Genomic DNA, 21,529 nt, shown 5'->3' on the forward strand with positions numbered 1-21,529 from the left:
ACATCTGGAGCGGGCGATGAGATTCGAACTCACGACCCTTACCTTGGCAAGGTAATGCTCTACCCCTGAGCTACGCCCGCAAACAGATATCTTGTATGACCTTTCGGTCCTCGTTGGAGCGGGCGATGAGATTCGAACTCACGACCCTTACCTTGGCAAGGTAATGCTCTACCCCTGAGCTACGCCCGCGCCGTCGAGTGAGGCGTGAACTATAAATTCTGGCGGAAAGCTGCAAGAGGAAAAACGCACGAAAACCGAAAAAATTTTCCGACGGAACAGCGCCGCGCGGCCGTTCAAAACCTGAAACACCCGGCTGAGACGATAGTGGAGGCGAAATGAGGGGCAGGGTCGAGAATTTGAAGCTTGTGGCCTTGGCAGGCGCAATCCTGCTGGCGTTGATGGCCGGTCAGCCGGACAAACACCGCCAAGAGCACAGGGAGTCAATGGTTGTGATGCAAGTCCGGACACTGGCGTCCAACGGCTGACAGGGTTTCGTCGTCAGACTTTTGCCACTTTCTAAATTTAGTGTATTCGTTAATCTCTATTTGTCCGCAATCCGTGTCGTGATGCGTTCGTCCCGGATAGCTCGGAAGGAGTTAGTGATGCATAAGATTTCTTCAATTTCGCGGGTCGTGGCGACATCGATATTGCTGGCCGGGGCGGTCGGCTTCGTTGCGGTTGTGGCCACGCCTGACATTGCGATTGCCAAGAACGGAAATGGCAACGGCAACGGTGGGGGCAAAGGCGGCGGCAACGATGGCGGCAAGGGCAAAGGAGCCGACAAGGCCGGCGACCGCGGAAGCGCCAAGAGCGGCAATTCCGGGCGCAGCAACGCCAGCAAAGGCAAATCGGGTCAGGGCAAAGGTTTCTTGTCCGGATTGGGGCTGTCCAAGCCCAAAACCGAGCGCAAGTCAGCCAAATCGAATAACCGCAGCACCGGGCAGAACGGGTTCGTGGCGAAACTGGACAACCTGTTCAAAGGGAAAAAGAAGGCCGAGACACCGGTCCGGAAGGCAAGGGTCGCGCCCGTGACTACGGTGGTGGAAGAACCCTATGTCAAACCCAGCAAACACGGCAAGATCGCGTCCGAACTCAAGGGATTGAATGCTGCTCATGCCAGCCAGACGGCTTTGATGAACGCGGCCCCGAACAGCATGCCGGGCAAGCTTTACAGCTATCAGCAGACCATACTCGGTTTCTCGGGCGCGGCCGAGGATCTTGAACAGCGCGAACGGGAATTGGCCGACCTGCAAGGCTTGACCGACTCCGAGATCGAAGACCAGTTCGCGCCGACCGAGGAAGAAGCCGCCGAAGGCATCACCGCGCAGGAAAAGTATGAAGCCGCCGTGGCCGAGGCCGAACAGGCCGTGACCGAGGCCGAAGACGCGCTGGCCGAGGCTGATGATCCGCGAGAGGCGCTGGACACGCTGACCGGCGGCCGCGACCTGTCGGATCCGGCGTTGCATGAACTGCACGACCTGTTGGGCCTGCCGGCGCCGATCGAGCAGGACGACGAGGTTTCGATCGACGACACGCCGGACCAGTTGCCGCAACAGCCCGTCGCGGAAACCAGCGACGGCTGAACGGGTAGAAACGAAAAAAGGCGCGCCGTGGGGCGCGCCTTTTTTGTGGCGATACTGGTCACTCCAGTTCGATCAGCAGGTCCTTGGCGTCGATCTGGCCGCCGGGCTGGACATGCACCGCCTTCACGGTGGCGTCGCGCTCGGCATGGATGCCGGTTTCCATTTTCATCGCCTCGATGGTCAGCAGAAGGTCGCCTTCCTTGACTTCCTGGCCTGCGGTCACGGCCACGGTCGACACCACGCCCGGCATTGGTGCGCCGACATGGTTGGCGTTGCCCGGCTCGGCCTTGGGCCGCTGAATGGTCGAGGCCTGGACCATCCGGTTGGGCACCCGGATCACGCGGGGCTGACCGTTCAGTTCGAAGAACACCTTCACCTCACCTTTTTCGTCGGTCTCGCTGATCGCCTGGCACCGGATTTCCAGCGTCTTGCCGGGGTCGATCTCGGCCGAGATCTCCTCGCCCGGCTCCATGCCGTAGAAGAATGTCTTGGTCGGCAGGGTGCGCACCGGGCCATAGATCCGGTGACGGCCCATGTAGTCCAGGAACACCTTGGGATACATGAGGTATCCGTTCAGGTCCTCGTCATCGACCTCCTTGCCCTCCAGCAGTTTCGATAGCTCGGCGCGGGTAGCCTCCAGATCGATCGGCGGCAGGTGTTTGCCGGGGCGTTCGGTATTGGGTTTTTCACCCTTCAACACCTTCTTGACGATCTTCTCCGGGAAGCCGCCGGGCGGCTGGCCCAGGTTACCGCGCATCATGTCGATGACCGAGTCGGGGAAGGCGACATCGACATCGGGGTCTTCGACCTGCTCACGGGTCAGACCCTGGCTGACCATCATCAGCGCCATATCGCCCACCACTTTCGAGGACGGCGTCACTTTGACGATGTCGCCGAACATCTGGTTCACGTCCGCATACATCTGCGCCACCTCGTGCCAGCGTTCCTCCAGCCCCATCGACCGCGCCTGCGCTTTGAGGTTGGTGAACTGGCCGCCCGGCATCTCGTGCAGATAGACCTCGGAGGCGGGGGCCTGCAGCCCGGATTCGAAGGCCGCGTATTGGCCGCGCACCGCCTCGAAATAATCGCTGATCTCGCGGATCGCCTTGATGTCCAGCCCGGTGTCGCGGTCGGTGTGGCGCAGGGCCTCGACCACGGTGCCCAGCGTCGCCTGGCTGGTATTGCCTGAGAAGCTGTCCATCGCGCAGTCCACCACGTCCACGCCCGCTTCGCTGGCCGCCAGGATAGTGGCGCTGGCGATGCCGGCGGTGTCGTGGGTGTGGAAATGGATCGGCAGGCCGACCTCTTCTTTCAGTGCGCGGATCAGAACCCGCGCGGCGGCGGGTTTCAAGAGACCGGCCATGTCTTTAAGGCCCAGAACATGGGCACCGGCATCGCGCAGTTCCTTGGCCATGCCGACATAGTATTTCAGGTCATACTTGGCGCGGTTCGGATCAAGTATATCGCCGGTATAGCAGACGGTGCCTTCGCATATCTTGCCGTTCTCGATCACCGCGTCCATCGCCACGCGCATGTTCTCGACCCAGTTCAGAGAGTCGAACACGCGGAACACGTCGATGTTCTTGGCGGCCTGGCGCACGAACTCCTGCACCACGTTGTCGGGATAATTGGTATAGCCCACCCCATTGGCGCCGCGCAGCAGCATCTGGGTCATCAGGTTGGGCATGGCCTCGCGCAGGTCGCGCAGGCGCTGCCACGGGCATTCCTGCAAAAAGCGATAAGCCACGTCGAACGTTGCCCCGCCCCAGCATTCGACAGAGAACAGCTGCGGCAGGTTCGCGGCATAGCTGGGTGCCACGCGGATCATGTCGATCGAGCGCATGCGGGTGGCCAGAAGCGACTGGTGCCCGTCGCGCATGGTGGTGTCGGTGATCAGCAACTGGCGTTGGGCCTTCATCCAGTCGGCCACGGCCTGCGGGCCTTTCTGTTCCAGCAGGTTGCGTGTGCCCATCAGCGGTTCGGCCTTGGGCGCGGGGGGCTTCGGTTCTTTCAGGTCGGCACGCGGGCGCGGGCGATCCTTGGTCTCGGGATGCCCGTTGACCGTGATGTCGGCGATATAGGTCAGAACCTTGGTGCCCCGGTCGCGGCGCTTCTTGAACTGGAACAGCTCGGGCGTCTCGTCGATGAACTTGGTGGTGTATTCGTTCGACAGGAAGGTCGGATGCTTCAGCAGGTTCTCGACGAAGGCGATATTGGTGGAAACACCGCGCACGCGGAACTCGCGCAGGGCGCGGTCCATGCGGGCGATCGCCTTTTCCGGCGTGGGCGCCCAGGCGGTGACCTTGGTCAGCAGCGAGTCATAATACCGCGTGATCACCCCGCCGGCATAGGCCGTGCCGCCATCCAGCCGGATGCCCATGCCCGTGGCCGAGCGATAGGCCGTGATGCGCCCATAATCGGGTATGAAGTTGTTGAGCGGATCCTCGGTGGTCACACGGGTCTGCAGCGCGTGGCCGTTGAGGCGGATCTCGTCCTGGCTGGCCTTGCCGGTGGCTTCGGCCAAGGTCTTGCCCTCGGCGATCAGGATCTGCGCCTGCACGATGTCGATGCCGGTGACCTCTTCGGTCACGGTGTGTTCGACCTGGACGCGGGGGTTCACCTCGATGAAGTAGAACTTGCCGGTCTCCATATCCATCAGGAATTCCACCGTACCGGCGCATTCATAGTTCACATGCGCGCAGATGCGGCGGCCCAGGTCGCACAGTTCGACGCGTTGTTCTTCGGTCAGATATGGGGCAGGGGCGCGTTCCACGACCTTCTGGTTGCGGCGCTGGACCGAGCAGTCGCGTTCATACAGGTGATAGATCTGCCCGTGCTTGTCGCCCAGGATCTGCACCTCGACATGGCGGGCGCGAGTGATCATCTTTTCCAGATAGCCCTCACCATTGCCGAACGCGGCCTCGGCCTCGCGGCGGCCTTCCAGAACCTTCTCCTCCAACTCGTCTTCGGAATAGATCGGGCGCATCCCGCGGCCGCCGCCGCCCCAGGACGCCTTGAGCATCAGCGGATAGCCGATCTCGGCCGCTTCCTTGCGGATCGCGTCCATGTCGTCGCCCAGAACCTCGGTCGCCGGGATCACCGGCACGCCGGCGGCAATCGCTACCTTGCGGGCGCTGGCCTTGTCGCCCAGGGCGCGCATGGTTTCAGCTTTGGGGCCAATGAAGGTGATGCCGTTTTGCACGCAGGCATCCACGAAATCGGGGTTTTCCGACAGCAGGCCATAGCCCGGGTGGATGGCGTCAGCGCCGCTTTCCTTGGCGACGCGGATGATCTCGTCGATCGACAGATAGGCCGCGACCGGGCCCAGACCCTCGCCGATGCGATACGCCTCGTCCGCCTTGAACCGGTGCAGGCCCAACTTGTCCTCCTCGGCATAGACGGCAACGGTGCGTTTGCCCATCTCGTTCGCGGCGCGCATTACGCGAATGGCAATCTCACCCCTGTTGGCGATCAGGATTTTCTTGAAGTCAGTCATGGCAAGTCCCGGTCTTTTGCATTTGGCCGTGTTAATAGACCGAGTTTGCACGCAGATATATCTGTAGTTCTGGGTAGAACCGGCATGTTATCGCTCGCAAACGCCGCCTATTGCGGCGTTTTATGGCACGTGCTGCATCGCGGCATCAATGTTTGCGGTAACATCCGGAAGATCTTTTAGCGTTGCGGCGCCCAATTGTCCCATATTTGCAAGCATATCCTGCCGCAGAATGTCGATGACATGGGCCGGGCCGCGCGCGCCCAATGCTGCAACGCCATAGAGGAAAGCCCGCCCCAGCATGACCAGATCGGCGCCCAAGGCGCGCGCCCGCAGAATATCCAGCCCGCCCGAAACGCCGCTGTCGAAGATCAGCGGCAGGTCGGTCGCAGCGCGGATTGCGGGCAGCATGTCGATGCTGGCCGGCGCGCCATCGAACTGGCGGCCACCGTGATTCGACACCCACAGAGCGTCGATCCCGGCCTTCTTCAGCCGCTCGGCATCATCGGGGCGCAGCACGCCCTTTATGATGAGCGGCCCCTGCCAGTGGTCGCGCAACCACTTGACATAATCCATGCCCGGAGAGGTCCTGAGCAGGTATCCGATATGCGCCGTGGGCGGCAGGTTGGCGGTGCCGTCGATATATTTGTCCAGCGTGCGCATCCGGGGCTTGCCGTGACGCGCCATGCCCCAGGCCCAAGCCGGGCGGGCGGCGATCTGCGCCAGCAGGCGCGGCGTCAGGCGCGGCGGATGGGTCAGGCCCGAGCGGGTCTGCCGTTCCCGGCGCGAGGCCACGGGCACATCGACCGTCAGCACAAGAGTGCCGAACCCGGCGGACCGGGCGCGGTTCAGCAGGTCGGTACGAGTCTCGGGGTCCTTGGGCGGGTACAATTGGAACCAGGCGTCTGGGCCGATATGCGGGGCCATGTCCTCGGGGCTTTGGCTGGCGACAGTGGACAGAACATAGGGAATGCCCGCCTGCGCGGCGGCGCGCGCCATCAGCGCTTCGGCCCGAGGCCAGACCAGCCCGCACATCCCGATCGGAGCCATGCCGAAGGGCAGGGGGTAGTCGCGCCCCGAAAAGCGGGTGCCGGTGTCGAATTCCAGCGGGCCTTTCAGGATAGCGGGCAGAAACCCGACCCGGTCCAGCGCCGCCCGGTTGCGTCTGAGCGCGGTCTCAGCCCCGGTGCCGCTGTCGACATAGTCCCAGACAAAGCGCGGCAGCCGACGGCGTGCGCGGCGCTTCAGATCCTCGATCCCCGGATAGGTGCTGTGCAGGTCCATGTCGATTGATCCGACCTGAGGCCCGATTCGGCAAGGGTTTCAGACAGATGCACCCCAAGCCCCGCAGCAATGCAGCCATCGGGTGGAAAATCTGAAAGATCGTGCGAACAAGCCGTGAACAAACCCTTTCCCTCGGCGCGCTTCCGGCTTAGTTTGGGCGCATGAGCAGTTTCGATGAAAATGACGCCTTCGAAGGCGCTTCGCTGTCGGCCCGCGCCATGGCCGCGCTTCGGCCCGAGGCGGACTACTTGAATGAATTGAACCCGGCCCAGCGCGAGGCGGTCGAGCTATTGGATGGCCCAATCCTGATGCTGGCCGGGGCGGGAACCGGCAAGACCAAGGCCCTAACCACCCGCATCGCACATCTGCTGAACACCGGGCGGGCTCGCCCGAACGAGATTCTGGCCGTGACCTTCACCAACAAGGCCGCGCGCGAGATGAAGGAACGGGTCGGCCGCCTGCTGGGCCAGCCCGCCGAGGGAATGCCGTGGCTGGGCACCTTCCACTCGATCTGTGTCAAGCTGCTGCGCCGCCATGCGGAACTGGCGGGGCTGAAGTCGAACTTCACCATTCTGGATACCGACGATCAGCTGCGCCTGCTCAAGCAGCTGGTGCAGGCGGCGAACATTGACGACAAACGCTGGCCCGCGCGGATGCTGGCCGGCATCATTGACGACTGGAAGAACCGCGCCCTGACGCCCGACAAGGTCCCCACCGCCGATGCCGGGGCCTACAACAATAAGGGCGTCGAGCTTTATGCCCAATACCAGACCCGCCTGCGTGAGCTGAACGCGGTGGATTTTGGCGACCTGCTGTTGCACATGGTCACCATCTTCCAGACCCACGCGGACGTGCTGGAGCAATACCAGCGCTGGTTTCGCTACATCCTCGTGGACGAATACCAGGACACCAACATCGCCCAATACCTGTGGCTGCGGCTGCTGGCGGGCGGGCACAAGAACATCTGCTGCGTGGGCGACGACGACCAGTCCATCTATGGCTGGCGCGGGGCCGAGGTGGGCAACATCCTGCGGTTCGAAAAGGACTTTCCCGGCGCCCATGTGGTGCGGCTGGAACAGAACTACCGCTCGACCCCGCACATTCTGGCTGCCGCCTCGAACGTCATTCGCGGCAATGAAAGCCGCTTGGGCAAAGAGTTGTGGACCGACAAGCCTGAGGGCGAAAAGGTCCGCCTGATCGGCCATTGGGATGGCGAGGAAGAAGCCCGATGGATCGGCGAAGAGATCGACGCCATGCAGGGCGGCACCCGCGGCGTGCGGCCGATGAACTTGGACGAAATCGCTATCCTCGTGCGCGCCAGCCACCAGATGCGCGCCTTCGAGGACCGCTTCCTGACCATCGGCCTGCCCTACAAGGTGATCGGCGGCCCGCGATTCTATGAACGAATGGAGATCCGGGATGCCATGGCCTATTTCCGGCTGGTGGTTTCCCCCGAGGACGATCTGGCCTTCGAGCGGATCGTGAACACCCCCAAGCGCGGCCTGGGCGACAAGGCGCAGCAGACGATCCAGCGCACCGCGCGGGATCATGGCGTGTCACTGGTTCAGGGCGCGCGGATCGCGGTTGAACAAGGGCTGATCAAGGGCAAGGGCGCCGCGGCCCTGCGCGAACTGGTCGACGGGCTGGCGCGCTGGAACGCGATGACCCGCGGCCCGCGGATCGAGATCGAGGATGATGCGGTCATCGACGACGGCACTGCACCTGTTCGCTACGGCCCGCCCGAGGTGTCGCATATCGAACTGGCGCAGATCGTGCTGGACGAATCCGGCTATACCGCGCACTGGCAGAACGACAAGACGCCCGAGGCGCCGGGCCGGCTGGAAAACCTCAAGGAACTGGTCAACCAGCTGGACAATTTCGAGAACCTGCAAGGATTCCTGGAGCATGTCAGCCTGGTAATGGACAACGAACAGGACAGCGGTGGGCCCAAGGTCTCGATCATGACCCTGCATGCCGCCAAGGGGTTGGAGTTTCCGGCCGTGTTCCTGCCGGGGTGGGAGGACGGGCTGTTCCCCTCGCAACGGTCGATGGACGAAACCGGCCTCAAGGGGCTCGAGGAAGAACGGCGGCTGGCCTACGTCGGCATCACCCGCGCCGAAGAGGTCTGCACCATTTCCTTCGCCGCCAACCGGCGCGTGTTCGGGCAATGGCAGAACGCGATGCCCTCGCGCTTCATCGACGAGTTGCCCGAGGATCATGTCGAGGTTCTGACGCCTCCGGGCCTATATGGCGGCGGTCAGATGTCGGCAGGCATCGAAACGCGCGCGGCGCAGGCCAACGTCTACAACTCGCCCGGCTGGAAACGGATGCAGGCGCGGCAGGGCCAATACGGCATGTCGCAGCCGCGCGAATCCCGCAACACCGTGATCGACGTGACGGCCGTGGCCAGCTTCACGCTGGGCGAGCGGGTGTTCCACCAGAAGTTCGGCTATGGCGGCGTGGTCGGGATCGAGGGGGACAAGGTTGAGGTCGAGTTCGACAAGGCCGGGACAAAGAAGGTCGTCGCCCGCTTCCTCTCGGCCAAGGACGACGTCCCGTTCTGATCCAGCGGAATGTGCCTGCCGGCACATGCTAGATTTGTTGTTTTGCGCCCGGGCATGCCCGTGGCGCCTTTTTCATACCCGAAAGAAAAAACGGCGGTTCCCAGGGAGGAGGAGGGGAACCGCCGTTCTTGGCAACATCAGAGCAGGGAGGAGGAGAGCCCTGATGCATCCGAACCCGGGTTTTGCCCGGTATCTGAAGCGCGCGGTGACACCAGGGAGGAGGAGGGGTGCCACCGCGCTCTTTTCACATCGGGAAGGGAGGAGGAGAACCCGATGCATCCGTTCCCGGGTCTTGCCCGGTATCTCGAAGTGCGCGGCGACGTCAGGGAGGAGGAGGACGCCGCCGCGCGCTTTCAACATCAGGGCAGGGAGGAGGAGAGCCCCGATGTATCGGCTTCCGGCAGGTTGGGGCCGGTATAGGGTGCGGCAGCACCAGGGAGGAGGAGAGATGCTGCCGCTGAAATACAGGTCCTATGGGAGGAGGAGTGGACCTGATCTCGGTATTTCGTTGCGCTCAGCGCGCGTACTGTTCCTCGGCGGCCTGCATGGCCAGGCGACGGATCATCGAGCGGTGCAGGCCCAAGTCGGCCAGTTCGCGATCCGACAGCTCGGACAGTTCGTTCAGAGTTTGGCGGTACAGGCGGTACCGTGCGAAACGGGTTTTTGCAGCTTCGATCAGCGACGCGAAGCGGAATGCCGAGGCGCTTTTGACTGCGCTGTTGGTGGATGCGACTGCCATGTTCGTTACCTAATCCGTTTGAGTGACTGCCGCGTGTCCACGGCGTTTTCTTGAAACCGAAAATAAGCGAATGCTGCGGGTGCACAATACCGAGCGCCCTCAATGCCGCTATGCAGCAAATGCATAGATTGACGGGAGAATCCTCACTGCAGCCCAAAGATGCCAATAAAATATGGGTTTTCCGCAGATGACCTGTGTGTGTCACGACGTGGGGCAAAAGCCGCCTTGTCAGTTTTGCCAAAAATTTACGCGCGAAAAGTTGAGATTTCAGCGTTCTTGAGATGCCTTGAACTCGGGCAGGTCACATCAATGGGTGTGCATGGGATCAAACGGGAGATGCGGGATTTCGTGGGATCGACCTGGAAAACGGCTTGGTCTGCCGGGCTGAGAGGTGCAGTGATTCGGGTCGATCAGGGAGATTTCGCTAAAAAATCCGGTTTTGGTGATGAGCATCCGAAAAAAGTTGGGAATTCATGGGAAAAAGTCTTCAGTGAAGAAATGGTCTATATATTGTGTGCGTTTTGAAGATAGATACAACTAGCGGTGCAAATGAGCTGTTTGTAGATTGGCGGAATGAGTGGTATTCCAGTGTGGATCTGGATTCGGGGAAAATTTCTCATTGATTTCCATGAATTCCCATGGCATCCCTTATTCATCCGATGAGGACGAGGCACATGGGGCGCCAAACGACCCCGAACCAAATAACAAACAGGTTTCATACAGGCATCTCGCTTTCATCACTCAACAGATCCGGCGCGCGGGCGAGCAGACATCCCCCCAGGTGGCGCGCGCAGCTGGACATCCCGCAAAGCGGGTCAATGCGGCGGGTTGATCAGTGGCAGCAGATCAACCCGCCGTTTTTCATCCGGGGGATGCGATTTTTGGTGGGGCGCAAGCGAAAGGGACAGTCGTCTTGGCGCGCAGGTTCAGAGGTGAAAGCCACCACAAGGTGGACGCGAAGGGCAGGGTGTCGATCCCGGCCTCATTTCGCCGCGTGCTCGAGGCCTCGGACCCCAACTGGCAGCCCGGCGGCAATCCCGAACTGGTGATCGTCTATGGCGACCATCGCCGTAAATACCTTGAATGCTATACGATGGAGGCGATCGACGAGGTCGATGCCAAGATCGACGCGCTGCCGCGCGGTTCGATGCAGCGAAAGATGTTGCAGCGCCTGTTCCACGGACAGTCCTTCCCGACCACAGTCGATGAAACCGGACGCCTTGTTCTGCCGGCCAAGCTGCGCAACAAGATCGGGCTTGAGGGCGAGGCGTTCTTCATCGCCGCGGGCGACACGTTCCAGATCTGGAAGCCCGAGACTTACGAGGCCGAGGAACTGGCCGCTACCGAAGAATGGCTGGACGACCTGCCCGAGGATTTCGATCCGATGCAGTTCCTTGATGGCATCGAAGGTGCGTGACGGCATGGCCGGCGCGGATCACACTCCCAGCGACAAGCCCCATATTCCCGTTCTGCTGCGCCCCTTGCTGGACGCGGTCCAGCCGGTTTCGGGCACTTGGCTGGATGGTACCTTTGGTGCGGGCGGATACACGCGAGGGCTGCTTGAGGCCGGCGCCGACAAGGTGATCGGTGTCGATCGGGACCCCTTGGCGTTTGAAATGGCGGCGGATTGGGCAGCGGAATATGGCGACCGGCTGGTGATGCAGCCGGGTGTTTTCTCTCGAATGGATGAATATGCCAGCGACCTTGACGGCGTGGTACTGGATCTCGGCGTCTCGTCCATGCAGCTGGACCAGGCCGAGCGTGGCTTTTCCTTCATGAAGGACGGCCCGCTGGACATGCGCATGAGTCAGGAGGGCGAAAGCGCAGCCGATCTGGTCAACACCGCCACCGAGGCGCAACTGGCCGACATCCTGTTCCACTATGGCGAAGAGCGCGCCAGCCGTCGCATCGCGCGCGCCATCGTCAAAGCCCGTGCCGAGGCACCCATCACCACCACCCTGCGTCTGGCCGAAATCGTCGAATCCTGTCTGCCGCGCGCCAAACCCGGGCAGTCCCACCCGGCCACGCGGTCATTCCAGGCGCTGCGCATTGCGGTGAATGCCGAATACGAGGAACTGTTTCAGGGCCTGATGGCCGCCGAGCGCGCGTTAAAGCCGGGCGGGCAACTGGCCGTTGTTACCTTCCATTCGGTCGAGGACCGCATGGTCAAACGTTTTTTTCAATCGCGCGCGGGCAAGACCGGCCGTGCCAACCGCTATGCGCCCGAGATCCGGCAGGATCAGCCGCAATTCACGTTGAAGACCCGCAAGGCCATCGGCCCCGATGCGCAGGAGTTGCAGGACAACCCGCGCGCGCGCTCGGCCAAGTTGCGGGTTGCTGTTCGTACCGATGCTCCGGCGGGGGAAATTGATGCTCGCGCCATTGGCATGCCCATAATCGGGGGAAAGGCAAGATGAAGAGTATTCTGTTTGCGTTGACTGCCTTGGGCGTTTTCGGGTTGGCCCTGTGGGCCTATCAGGAAAACTACCGCACCCAGCAAGTATTGAAGGAAACCCAGTCCTTGCAGCGCCAGATCGGCGCGGCGCAGGCGCGACTGGCAATATTGCAGGCCGAATGGGCCTATCTGAATCGCCCCGACCGCCTGCGTGAATTGGCCGACTTGAATTTCGAGCGTCTGGGCCTGCTGCCGCTGCGCGCCGAGCAATTCGGGCGCGCCGACCAGATCGCCTATGCCGAGGATCCCGACCTACCCATCGCCGACCCGATCGAACTGCAGGCGATCACCGACACTCAGGCCCTGGGCGAGGTGCAAATCCCATGACACGCACACCCCTCCGCCCGCTTGCCCGCATCCTTGAGGCCCGCGCCCGCGGTGAAAACCCCAAGGTGATCGAGCGCGAGAACATCCGCCGCCGCCATGAAGAGATGAAAGACCGCGCCCGCGCCCGCGCCGAGGGGCGGTTGTTGGTTCTGGGCGTGTTCTTCTTTTTGGCCTTCGGTGTCGTGGGGTTTCGCATGGGCGTTCTGGCGACGTCCGAGGCGCAGGAGCCCGTCGCCAGCGCCCCCGGCGCCTCGATCGCCATGCAGCGGGCCAATATCGTAGACCGGCACGGGCGGATCCTGGCCACCAATCTGGATACCTACTCGGTTTATGCCCAGCCGCCGCTGATGATCGACCCGATCGGCGCCGCGGAAAAGCTGGCCGCGATCTTTCCCGATCTGGACAAGGACCGCCTGATCAAGGACTTCACCGGCAAGCGCAAATTCCTCTGGATCAAGAAACGCATCTCACCGGAACAAAAGCAGGCAGTTCATGACATCGGCGATCCGGGCATCCTGTTCGGCCCGCGCGAGATGCGTCTCTATCCCAACGGCCGGCTGGCCGCGCATATTCTCGGCGGGTCGGGTTTTGGGCGCGAAGGCGTCTCGGCCGCCGAGGTGATCGGTGTGGCCGGGGTGGAAAAACAGTTCGACGACTATCTGCGCGACCCGGCCAACGGCAACAAACCGCTACAGCTGTCGCTGGACCTGACCGTTCAGGCGGCGGTGGAACAAGTTCTGGACGGCGGCATGAAGATCATGAACGCCAAGGGCGCTTCGGCCGTGCTGATGAACGCCCATACCGGCGAAGTGATCGCTGCTGCGTCGCTGCCATCGTTCGACCCGAACGACCGTCCGCGCCCGCCGACCTCGGGGTTCGATCCTTCGGACAGCCCGCTGTTCAACCGCTATGTGCAGGGTGTTTACGAGCTGGGCTCGGTTTTCAAGATCTTCACTGCCGCGCAAGCGGTCGATCTGGGTCTGGTCAATGCCGACACGATCATCGACACCTCCGGTCCGATGAAAATCGGGCGTTTCCCGATCGGCGAATTCAACGGCAAGAATTACGGCAAGATCAGCGTCGCCGATGTGATCGTGCACAGTTCGAACCGCGGCACGGGGCGGTTGGCGCTGCAGATCGGTGCCGAGCGCCAGCAACAGTTCCTGGACGCGCTGGGCATGTTCGACCCCACGCCGTTCGAGATCGTCGAGGCCAAGGGCGGTGTACCGCTCAAGCCCAAGAAATGGGGTGAACTGAGCACCGTCACCATTTCCTACGGCCACGGCCTGTCGACCAGCGCGATGCATCTGGCGGCGGGCTATGCCGCAATCGCCAATGGCGGGCATTATGTCAGCCCCACGATCCTGCGCCGCAATGGGCCGCAATACGGGCCGCGCGTGATGTCGGAAAATGCCGCACAGCAATCGCTGATGATGCTGCGCAGGGTGGTAACGGACGGAACCGCCAGCTTTGGTGACGTGCCGGGTTATGCCGTGGCCGGGAAAACCGGAACCGCCGACAAGCCCAAGCCGCGCGGCGGTTACTATGATGACAAGGTGATCGCTACCTTCGCCTCGGTCTTTCCGGCCTATGATCCGAAATATGTACTGATCGTTGCGCTGGATGAACCGTCGATCCTGGCCTACGGCGAAAAGCGCCGCACGGCAGGCTGGACGGCGGTGCCCGTGGCGGCCGAGCTGATCGGCCGCATCGCGCCGCTGCTGGGCTTGCGTCCGCGGCTTGAGCCTGAGGATCGCGCTGCTATAACGCTGACCTCGAATTAGGCAGTCCGACAGAGGTGGGTCATGGGCGCAAGGTCAAAGAAACTCAGCCAGCTGGCCCTGACCGCGCGCGGCGGTGCCGACCCGGAGATTACCGGGCTGGCCGTGGACAGCCGTCAGGTCAAGGACGGCTTTCTGTTCGCGGCGCTGCCGGGGACGCGCGTGCATGGGGGCGAATTCATCCAATATGCCCTGCGTATGGGGGCTGCCGCCATCCTGACCGATGCCGAGGGCGCGCGGATCGCCGCTGATGAACTGGCCGGCTCGGACGCCGCCCTGGTGGTGGTGCAGGACCCGCGCCAGACGCTGGCATACAGCGCCGCATTGTGGTTCGGAGCGCAGCCGCGCACCATGGTGGCGGTCACCGGCACCAACGGCAAGACCTCGATTTCAACCTTCGTGCGCCAGATCTGGACCGAGCTGGGCCATATGGCCGTAAATCTCGGCACTACAGGGGTCGAAGGCGCCTGGACGGCACCGCTAGCCCATACCACGCCCGAACCCATCACCCTGCATCGCTGTCTGGCCGAGGCCGCGGTGGCGGGCGTGACCCACGCCGCGATGGAGGCCTCGTCGCATGGGCTGGACCAGCGCCGGCTGGACGGCGTGCATCTGACGGCGGCGGGGTTTTCGAATTTCACCCAGGATCACCTGGACTATCACGCGACGTTCGAGGCGTATTTCGCCGCCAAGGCCGGCCTGTTCGACCGGGTTCTGCCGCAGGACGGAACGGCGGTCATCAACATGGATGACCCGAAAGGGGGCGCGATCCGTGATATCGCGCAAGCACGCGGTCAGACAGTTCTGACCGTGGGCAGCGGGGATGTCGACCTTTGCCTTTTGAATCAAAGGTTTGACGCCACCGGGCAGGATTTGCGCTTTGCCTGGCGCGGCAAGACCTTCCAGACCCGGCTGAACCTGATCGGCGGGTTTCAGGCGGAAAACGTTCTGCTGGCCTGCGGATTGGTCATCGCCAGCGGAGACGAGGCTGAACATGTCTTCGACACCCTGCCGCATCTGACTACGGTGCGGGGGCGGATGCAGTTGGCGGCGACCCGCAGCAACGGGGCGGCGGTATTCGTCGATTACGCGCACACGCCCGACGCCGTAGCCACCGCGTTGCAGGCGCTGCGCCCGCATGTGATGGGCCGGTTGATCGCCATCGTCGGCGCGGGCGGCGACCGGGATGCGACCAAGCGCCCGCTGATGGGCCGCGCCGCGGCCGAGAACGCCGATATCGTCTTTGTCACCGACGACAACCCGCGCTCGGAAGACCCCGCCGCCATCCGCGCCGCGGTGATGGCCGGGGCCCCCGACGCGACCGAGGTTGCCGACCGGGCCGAAGCCATCCTGCGCGGCATAGATGCATTGCAACCGGGCGATGCGCTGCTGATCGCGGGCAAGGGGCACGAGACCGGGCAGATCGTGGGTGACCAGGTTCTGCCGTTCGATGACGTGGAACAGGCTAGCATCGCCGTGGCCGCACTGGACGGGAGGGTCGCATGACACTCTGGACTGCATCCGAGGCCGCCGCCGCGACGGGCGGACGGGCCACGACCGATTGGCAGGCGCGCGGCGTGTCCATCGATACGCGCACGCTGCAACCGGGCGACCTGTTCGTGGCGTTGAAAGCTGCGCGCGACGGGCATGATTTCGTGGCGCAGGCGCTGGAAAAGGGGGCCGCCGCCGCGCTGGTCTCGCGGGTGCCCGATGGTGTGGCCCCCGATGCGCCACTGTTGATCGTCAATGACGTACAGACCGCGCTCGAGGCGCTGGGCCGCGCCGCCCGTGACCGGTGCAAGGCCCGCGTGGTCGGGGTGACGGGCAGTGTCGGCAAGACCTCGACCAAAGAGATGCTGGCGACCATCCTGTCGGATCAGGGCCGCACCCATGCCAGCGTCGCTAGCTACAACAACCATTGGGGTGTACCGCTGACTCTGGCCCGGATGCCGCGCGACACCGAATATGCGGTGATCGAGATCGGCATGAACCACCCCGGCGAAATTGCACCCCTCGCGCGGCAGGCCCGCCCGCATGTGGCGCTGGTCACCACGGTCGCCGCGGTTCACCTCGAGGCGTTTGAGTCGGTTGCCGGCATAGCCCACGAAAAGGCCGCCATCTTCGAAGGATTGGAGGCCGGCGGCGCCGCAATCGTAAACGCCGACCTGGATCATACCGACATCCTTCGCACCTGCGCCGCCCGACATGGCGCTGTGATCGTGGATTTCGGCCGCACCGCGTCGGATTACCGTTTGATTGACGTGACCCAGTCGCCCGCAGACATCCACGTGACCGCCGAGGCCTTCGGCCGACCTATTTCCTTCGACGTGCAATCGGCGGGGACGCATTTTGCCATGAACGGCCTGGGCGCGCTTGCCGCCTGTGTCGCGCTGGGTATCGATCTGGACGCGGCCATTGCCGGCCTGGCCAAATGGGCGCCGGTTACGGGGCGGGGCGTGCGCGAGATGGTGGCATTGCCGGACGGCGGGCAGATCGAACTGCTGGATGACAGTTACAACGCCAATCCGACTTCGATGGCGGCGGCGCTGGATGTGCTGGCGGCGGCGCAGGGCGCACGGCGCATCGCCTTTCTGGGCGACATGAAGGAGCTGGGATCACAAGAGCGCGCCATGCACGCAGGGCTGGCGGATGTGCCTGCTATGGTACGGATCGACAAGGTGCATTGCATCGGGCCGCTGATGCAGGCGCTGCACGAGGCCTTGCCCGAGGGCAAGCGTGGCCTGTGGTTCGAAACCAGCGCCGAAATGGCCCGGCATCTACCGGGTCTGGTTCAGGCGGGCGATGCGGTTCTGGCGAAGGGCTCGCTCAGCATGGCGCTGGCACGGATTGTTGACGGGCTGCGGAAAATGGGGCAAGTGGGCGCGCTTGACGCATGACCACCCATGACCGCCGTGTGAGAAAGGCTTTTGGATGCTGTATTGGTTGACCGCCCTGTCGGATGGAGGGGATTTTTTCAACCTCTTCCGCTATATCACGTTCCGCGCAGGCGGCGCCTTTCTGACGGCACTGATCTTTGGCTTTCTGTTCGGCAAGCCGTTGATCAACGTCCTGCGCCGGAAACAGGGCAAGGGCCAGCCGATTCGCGATGATGGCCCCGAAGGGCATTTCTCCAAGGCCGGCACACCCACGATGGGCGGGCTGCTGATCGTGGGGGCACTGGTGACGTCGACCCTGTTGTGGGCGCGTTGGGACAACCCCTATGTCTGGATGGTTCTGTTCGTCACGCTGGCCTATGCGGCCATCGGATTCGCGGACGACTATGCCAAGGTGTCCAAGCAGAATACCAAGGGCGTTTCCGGCAGGATGCGCCTGGCTTTGGGCATCATCATCGCCGCGCTGGCCGCGCTGTGGGCGACTCTGCACCACCCGGAGATGCTGCAGAACCAGTTGGCCGTGCCGATCTTCAAGGACACGCTGATCAATCTGGGTATCTTCTACATTCCGTTTTCGATCGTGGTGATCGTGGGGGCGGCGAATGCCGTGAACCTGACCGACGGTTTGGACGGGCTGGCCATCATGCCCGCGATGATTGCGGCCTCGACCTTGGGCGTGATCGCCTATGCGGTGGGTCGCGTCGACTTTACCGAATATCTGGACGTGCATTATGTCCCCGGCACGGGCGAGATCCTGATTTTCACCGCCGCGCTGTTTGGCGGCGGGCTTGGGTTTCTGTGGTACAACGCGCCGCCCGCCGCGGTGTTCATGGGGGATACCGGATCACTGGCCTTGGGCGGCGCACTGGGCGCCATCGCGGTCGCCACCAAGCACGAGTTGGTTCTGGCCATCGTCGGCGGCCTGTTCGTGGTCGAGGCGCTGAGCGTTATCATCCAGGTGCTGTATTACAAACGCACCGGGCGGCGGGTGTTCCTGATGGCGCCGATCCATCACCACTATGAGAAAAAAGGCTGGGCCGAACCGACCATCGTGATCCGATTCTGGATCATCTCGCTGATCTTGGCGATGATCGGTCTGGCGACGCTGAAAGTACGGTAAGGCTCCCGCCGGGCGCAGCAGGCCTGCGGCCCGCCTGTACCCGTTGGGCCCGGCTCGCGCCAAGGGCGCGAGCCTGACGCCGCCCTTGCCAAGGGTCAATTCTTCGGTACAGGGTGGCGGCGCATTGGCAGATGGAAGAAGGTGCGCGGCATGATCCCGGTCAAAGGGTTTTCAGGACATAAGGTTGCGGTTCTGGGGCTGGGGCGGTCGGGCCTGGCCACGGCGCGCGCATTGCGGGCGGGCGGAGCCGAGCCAGTGTGCTGGGATGACAACCCTGCCGCGCGCGAAAAGGCCGAGACCGAGGGGTTCATGTGTCAGGACCTGCGACGGCAGGGCGCCTTTGACGCGATCGCCACCTTGATCGTTTCGCCCGGCATTCCCCATCTTTATCCCGAACCGAACCCGGTTGTTGCCGCCGCACTGCAGGCTGGCGTACCGGTCGACAATGACATTGGTCTGTTCTTCCGCTCGTTGGGCGGTGCCGAATGGGACAAGTTCGATGTGCCGCCGCGTGTGGTCGCCGTCACCGGTTCGAACGGGAAATCGACCACGGCCGCGCTGATCCACCACATCCTGACCCAGTCGGGGCGCGAGGCGCAGCTGGCGGGCAATATCGGGCGCGGGGTGCTGGATATCGAGCCCGGCGGCGATGGATCGGTGGTGGTGCTGGAACTTTCCAGCTATCAGACCGAACTGGCGCGTGCGCTGACGCCCGACGTGGCGGTGTTCACCAATCTCTCGCCCGACCATCTAGACCGGCACGGGGGCATGGGCGGCTATTTCGCCGCCAAACGCCGCCTGTTCTCCGAAGGTGGCCCTGACCGTGCCGTGATCGGCGTGGACGAGATCGAAGGCGCGTTTTTGGCAGGGCAACTGGCCGAAGGGCCCGGCGACGACCGGGTGATCCGCGTCTCGGTGGCGCGCAAATTGGCCGGCCCGGGCTGGCAGGTCTTTGCCCGCAAGGGATTCCTGTCGGAATATCGCAAAGGGCGGCAGGCCGCTTCGATCGACCTGCGCGGCATCAAGGGCCTGCCCGGCACCCACAACCATCAAAATGCGTGTTCGGCCTATGCTGCCTGCCGCGCGCTGGGGCTGGCGCCCAAGATGATCGAGGACGCGATGCACAGCTATCCGGGTCTGCCGCACCGCAGCCAGATCATCGCTGAGGCGAATGGCGTGACCTTCGTAAACGATTCCAAGGCCACCAATGTCGACAGCGCGGTCAAGGCGCTGGGCGCGTTCAAGAAGATCCGCTGGATCTGCGGCGGGCTTGAGAAAGAGGGCGGCATTGCCGCGCTGAACGACGCGACCGACGAGGTTCTGTGCGCCTATGTGATCGGGCGGGAGGCGGCCGCGTTCGCCATGCAGTTGTCGGTCGAAACCCGCGTCTGCACCACCATGGCCGAGGCGGTGGAGCAGGCCATGTGCGACGCCGCGCCGGGTGAAACTGTACTGCTAGCCCCCGCGGCGGCCAGTTTCGACCAGTACGACAACTTTGAACAGCGCGGCGATGATTTCGTGGCGCAGGTGAAACAGCGGTTGTGATCCCGGCATTTGCAATGAACCGCCGATTGCGCCAAGGTGAACCGCCATCGGCTTGACGCGCCTCAAAAATCCAGATTTGCGTCAGGCGAAACAGACACGAGGTCAAAACGATGCCGAACCGTAAGCTTTCCCTGATCCTGCCCGCGCTTCTGACTGTGGCGGCCTGCGCCGATGTCGGCGCGAACTACCAGCCTATCGTCGATGGTCCGGTCAGCCCCAACTACAACGCTGACCTGGCCCAGTGTCAGGCCCTTGCGCGCCAGCAGGGCACCGTCGACGCCAATACCGCGCGCAGTGCCGCGGTCGGTGCGGCCGGGGTGGCCGGCACCAAGGCCATCATCGACGACAGCGCCAGCGATCTGGGCCGTGCGGCCGTGGCCGGTGCATTGGTGGGCGCGGGCGCCAGCGCCATCTCGAACACGCAAAAGCAGGAAGTCATCGTGCGCAACTGTATGCGCGGCCGCGGCTACAACGTCGTTGGCTAAACGCGAGCGGCGATTGCTTTTCCGGCGGCGTGGCCCGAGGACCACGCCCACTGAAAATTGTATCCGCCTAGCCATCCGGTGACATCCACCGCTTCGCCAATCGCAAAGAGGCCGGGGACATCCCTGGCCTCCATCGTTTTGGACGACAGGCCATCCGTGTCGATGCCGCCCAAGGTGACCTCGGCGGTGCGGTACCCCTCGGTGCCCGAGGGGGTCAGCACCAAGTCGGACAGCGCATCGGTCAGTGCCTGCAGTGCCGCATCCGATTGATCGGCCAGGTTGCCGGGCATCGGGATGTGGGTGCTCAGATACTCGACCAGGCGGGCGGGCAGGTGACGTGCCAGTTCGGTGGTCAGTGCCTTGCGGCCCGCGCTTTGCCGCCGCGCGCGGAGCAGGTCCAACAGGGACAACTCGGGGATCAGGTTGACCCGGATCGCCTCGCCCTCGCGCCAGTACGAGGAGAGTTGCAGCACCGCTGGCCCGCTCAGGCCGCGATGGGTGAACAGCAGCGCCTCTTCGAAACTTGCGCGCGTATTCGACAGTCGCGCGGGGACGGAAACTCCGGACAGGTCCTTGAACCGCCCATCCGGAAAGGTGAACGGCACCAAGGCCGCGCGGGTTTCTGTCACGCGCAGGCCGAACTGTGCAGCAATGTCATAGGCCAGCCCAGTCGCACCCATCTTGGGGATGGATTTGCCCCCTGTGGCCACCACCAGGTTGGCACAGCTCAGGTCGTGCCGCGCGCCCTCGCGCTCGACCGATAGGGAAAATCCGGTTTCGGTCTTTCGCAGATCGCGCAGCGACGTATGCAACCACAGCTCGGCGCCCGCGCGGTCCATCTCGGCCAGCAGCATGGCGATGATCTGCTTCGATGAGCCGTCGCAGAACAGCTGCCCCAGCGTCTTTTCATGCCAGGCGATGCCGTGGCGGCCTACGAGGTCGATGAAGTCCCACTGGGTGTATCGTGCCAGGGCCGATTTGCAGAAATGCGGGTTCTGCGACAGAAAGTTCTGCGGCCCGGCGTGGAGGTTGGTAAAGTTGCACCGCCCACCGCCCGAGATGCGGATCTTTTCCCCCGGCGCCTTGGCGTGGTCGATCACCAGAACACGACCGCCGCAATGGGCGGCGCACATCATGCCGGCGGCTCCGGCGCCCAGTATGATCGTGTCAAATCGCATCCCCCGCCCTTGGCGCGGATTGACGCCAATGACAAGAGGAAGAGGCTGGCCTGAGGTGCATTTTCCCTGTAGACTCTTGAA

17 protein-coding genes and 2 tRNA genes are annotated in these 21,529 nt (G+C 63.3%); 13 read left to right on the forward strand and 6 right to left on the reverse strand.

The window, feature by feature from the left end; translation table 11 throughout:
- Nucleotides 1-5: 5 nt before the first annotated feature.
- Together AC2FMN_RS02480 and AC2FMN_RS02485 are read right to left on the reverse strand one after the other, a co-directional pair.
- Nucleotides 6-80, reverse strand: a tRNA-Gly gene (locus AC2FMN_RS02480).
- Nucleotides 81-114: 34 nt separating this feature from the next.
- A tRNA-Gly gene (locus AC2FMN_RS02485) sits at nt 115-189 on the reverse strand.
- 413 nt (nt 190-602) lie between these two features.
- On the opposite strand from AC2FMN_RS02485, the gene AC2FMN_RS02490 reads away from it, so the two are divergent.
- Nucleotides 603-1,583, forward strand: a complete 981-nt coding sequence (locus tag AC2FMN_RS02490) for a hypothetical protein (RefSeq protein WP_496685969.1) — start codon at nt 603-605, stop codon at nt 1,581-1,583.
- A gap of 58 nt (nt 1,584-1,641) precedes the next feature.
- Here AC2FMN_RS02490 and AC2FMN_RS02495 read toward each other — a convergent pair whose 3' ends face one another.
- Both AC2FMN_RS02495 and AC2FMN_RS02500 read right to left on the reverse strand, forming a co-directional pair.
- Nucleotides 1,642-5,079 (reverse strand): pyruvate carboxylase, encoded by a 3,438-nt coding sequence (locus AC2FMN_RS02495; RefSeq protein WP_496685972.1) that lies wholly within the window; start codon nt 5,077-5,079, stop codon nt 1,642-1,644.
- A gap of 120 nt (nt 5,080-5,199) precedes the next feature.
- Entirely contained in the window at nt 5,200-6,360 is a 1,161-nt protein-coding gene (locus AC2FMN_RS02500; protein ID WP_496685975.1) for an alpha-hydroxy acid oxidase, read from the reverse strand.
- A 161-nt stretch (nt 6,361-6,521) separates the two neighbouring features.
- On the opposite strand from AC2FMN_RS02500, the gene AC2FMN_RS02505 reads away from it, so the two are divergent.
- Together AC2FMN_RS02505 and AC2FMN_RS02510 are read left to right on the forward strand one after the other, a co-directional pair.
- Nucleotides 6,522-8,924, forward strand: a complete 2,403-nt coding sequence (locus tag AC2FMN_RS02505) for an ATP-dependent helicase (protein ID WP_496685977.1) — start codon at nt 6,522-6,524, stop codon at nt 8,922-8,924.
- A 54-nt stretch (nt 8,925-8,978) separates the two neighbouring features.
- Nucleotides 8,979-9,344 carry a hypothetical protein gene (locus tag AC2FMN_RS02510; RefSeq protein WP_496685979.1) on the forward strand — a complete coding sequence of 122 codons (366 nt, stop codon included), beginning with the start codon at nt 8,979-8,981 and terminating at the stop codon, nt 9,342-9,344.
- A gap of 94 nt (nt 9,345-9,438) precedes the next feature.
- On the opposite strand, the gene AC2FMN_RS02515 is transcribed toward AC2FMN_RS02510, so the two are convergent.
- Nucleotides 9,439-9,663: a DUF1127 domain-containing protein gene (locus AC2FMN_RS02515; protein WP_496685980.1), complete on the reverse strand. Its 225-nt coding sequence runs from the start codon at nt 9,661-9,663 to the stop codon at nt 9,439-9,441.
- A 159-nt stretch (nt 9,664-9,822) separates the two neighbouring features.
- On the opposite strand from AC2FMN_RS02515, the gene AC2FMN_RS02520 reads away from it, so the two are divergent.
- The 10 genes from AC2FMN_RS02520 (at nt 9,823) to AC2FMN_RS02565 (ending at nt 20,270) form a co-directional block, all read left to right on the forward strand.
- Nucleotides 9,823-10,188, forward strand: coding sequence for a hypothetical protein (locus AC2FMN_RS02520; protein ID WP_496685983.1), 366 nt, complete (start codon nt 9,823-9,825; stop codon nt 10,186-10,188).
- 388 nt (nt 10,189-10,576) lie between these two features.
- Entirely contained in the window at nt 10,577-11,080 is a 504-nt protein-coding gene (gene mraZ / locus AC2FMN_RS02525; RefSeq protein WP_496685986.1) for a division/cell wall cluster transcriptional repressor MraZ, read from the forward strand.
- 4 nt (nt 11,081-11,084) lie between these two features.
- The gene (gene rsmH / locus AC2FMN_RS02530) at nt 11,085-12,080 is read left to right on the forward strand and encodes a 16S rRNA (cytosine(1402)-N(4))-methyltransferase RsmH (protein WP_496678950.1); all 996 of its coding nucleotides are present in this window, start codon (nt 11,085-11,087) and stop codon (nt 12,078-12,080) included.
- Nucleotides 12,077-12,445, forward strand: coding sequence for a cell division protein FtsL (ftsL, locus tag AC2FMN_RS02535; protein WP_496685989.1), 369 nt, complete (start codon nt 12,077-12,079; stop codon nt 12,443-12,445). Before rsmH ends, ftsL begins: the two co-directional genes overlap by 4 nt.
- Nucleotides 12,442-14,229, forward strand: a complete 1,788-nt coding sequence (locus tag AC2FMN_RS02540) for a peptidoglycan D,D-transpeptidase FtsI family protein (RefSeq protein WP_496678824.1) — start codon at nt 12,442-12,444, stop codon at nt 14,227-14,229. The genes ftsL and AC2FMN_RS02540 overlap by 4 nt, the downstream gene beginning before the upstream one ends.
- Nucleotides 14,230-14,250: 21 nt before the next feature.
- Nucleotides 14,251-15,732 carry a UDP-N-acetylmuramoyl-L-alanyl-D-glutamate--2,6-diaminopimelate ligase gene (locus AC2FMN_RS02545; RefSeq protein ID WP_496685992.1) on the forward strand — a complete coding sequence of 494 codons (1,482 nt, stop codon included), beginning with the start codon at nt 14,251-14,253 and terminating at the stop codon, nt 15,730-15,732.
- The gene (locus AC2FMN_RS02550; protein WP_496685994.1) at nt 15,729-17,123 is read left to right on the forward strand and encodes a UDP-N-acetylmuramoyl-tripeptide--D-alanyl-D-alanine ligase; all 1,395 of its coding nucleotides are present in this window, start codon (nt 15,729-15,731) and stop codon (nt 17,121-17,123) included. Before AC2FMN_RS02545 ends, AC2FMN_RS02550 begins: the two co-directional genes overlap by 4 nt.
- A 34-nt stretch (nt 17,124-17,157) precedes the next feature.
- Nucleotides 17,158-18,240, forward strand: a complete 1,083-nt coding sequence (mraY, locus tag AC2FMN_RS02555; protein WP_496678829.1) for a phospho-N-acetylmuramoyl-pentapeptide-transferase — start codon at nt 17,158-17,160, stop codon at nt 18,238-18,240.
- A 150-nt stretch (nt 18,241-18,390) separates the two neighbouring features.
- Entirely contained in the window at nt 18,391-19,785 is a 1,395-nt protein-coding gene (gene murD / locus AC2FMN_RS02560) for a UDP-N-acetylmuramoyl-L-alanine--D-glutamate ligase (protein WP_496678830.1), read from the forward strand.
- 110 nt (nt 19,786-19,895) lie between these two features.
- The gene (locus tag AC2FMN_RS02565) at nt 19,896-20,270 is read left to right on the forward strand and encodes a glycine zipper family protein (protein WP_496678832.1); all 375 of its coding nucleotides are present in this window, start codon (nt 19,896-19,898) and stop codon (nt 20,268-20,270) included.
- On the opposite strand, the gene AC2FMN_RS02570 is transcribed toward AC2FMN_RS02565, so the two are convergent.
- On the reverse strand, nt 20,267-21,448 hold the full coding sequence (locus AC2FMN_RS02570; RefSeq protein WP_496678833.1) for a BaiN/RdsA family NAD(P)/FAD-dependent oxidoreductase: 1,182 nt from the start codon (nt 21,446-21,448) through the stop codon (nt 20,267-20,269). The genes AC2FMN_RS02565 and AC2FMN_RS02570 overlap by 4 nt on opposite strands.
- Nucleotides 21,449-21,529 lie beyond the last annotated feature (81 nt).

The organism is Ruegeria sp. BHSC037, assembly GCF_059613045.1.

Coding starts and splice junctions, on each gene's coding strand:
- rsmH (WP_496678950.1), top strand. CDS start 11,085: ATGGCCGGCGCGGATCACACTCCCAGCGACAAGCCCCATATTCCCGTT.
- AC2FMN_RS02570 (WP_496678833.1), bottom strand. CDS start 21,448: ATGCGATTTGACACGATCATACTGGGCGCCGGAGCCGCCGGCATGATG.
- AC2FMN_RS02505 (WP_496685977.1), top strand. CDS start 6,522: ATGAGCAGTTTCGATGAAAATGACGCCTTCGAAGGCGCTTCGCTGTCG.
- AC2FMN_RS02540 (WP_496678824.1), top strand. CDS start 12,442: ATGACACGCACACCCCTCCGCCCGCTTGCCCGCATCCTTGAGGCCCGC.
- AC2FMN_RS02510 (WP_496685979.1), top strand. CDS start 8,979: ATGCCCGTGGCGCCTTTTTCATACCCGAAAGAAAAAACGGCGGTTCCC.
- ftsL (WP_496685989.1), top strand. CDS start 12,077: ATGAAGAGTATTCTGTTTGCGTTGACTGCCTTGGGCGTTTTCGGGTTG.
- AC2FMN_RS02515 (WP_496685980.1), bottom strand. CDS start 9,663: ATGGCAGTCGCATCCACCAACAGCGCAGTCAAAAGCGCCTCGGCATTC.
- mraY (WP_496678829.1), top strand. CDS start 17,158: ATGCTGTATTGGTTGACCGCCCTGTCGGATGGAGGGGATTTTTTCAAC.
- AC2FMN_RS02520 (WP_496685983.1), top strand. CDS start 9,823: ATGCCAATAAAATATGGGTTTTCCGCAGATGACCTGTGTGTGTCACGA.
- AC2FMN_RS02545 (WP_496685992.1), top strand. CDS start 14,251: ATGGGCGCAAGGTCAAAGAAACTCAGCCAGCTGGCCCTGACCGCGCGC.
- AC2FMN_RS02565 (WP_496678832.1), top strand. CDS start 19,896: ATGCCGAACCGTAAGCTTTCCCTGATCCTGCCCGCGCTTCTGACTGTG.
- murD (WP_496678830.1), top strand. CDS start 18,391: ATGATCCCGGTCAAAGGGTTTTCAGGACATAAGGTTGCGGTTCTGGGG.
- AC2FMN_RS02495 (WP_496685972.1), bottom strand. CDS start 5,079: ATGACTGACTTCAAGAAAATCCTGATCGCCAACAGGGGTGAGATTGCC.
- AC2FMN_RS02490 (WP_496685969.1), top strand. CDS start 603: ATGCATAAGATTTCTTCAATTTCGCGGGTCGTGGCGACATCGATATTG.
- AC2FMN_RS02500 (WP_496685975.1), bottom strand. CDS start 6,360: ATGGACCTGCACAGCACCTATCCGGGGATCGAGGATCTGAAGCGCCGC.
- AC2FMN_RS02550 (WP_496685994.1), top strand. CDS start 15,729: ATGACACTCTGGACTGCATCCGAGGCCGCCGCCGCGACGGGCGGACGG.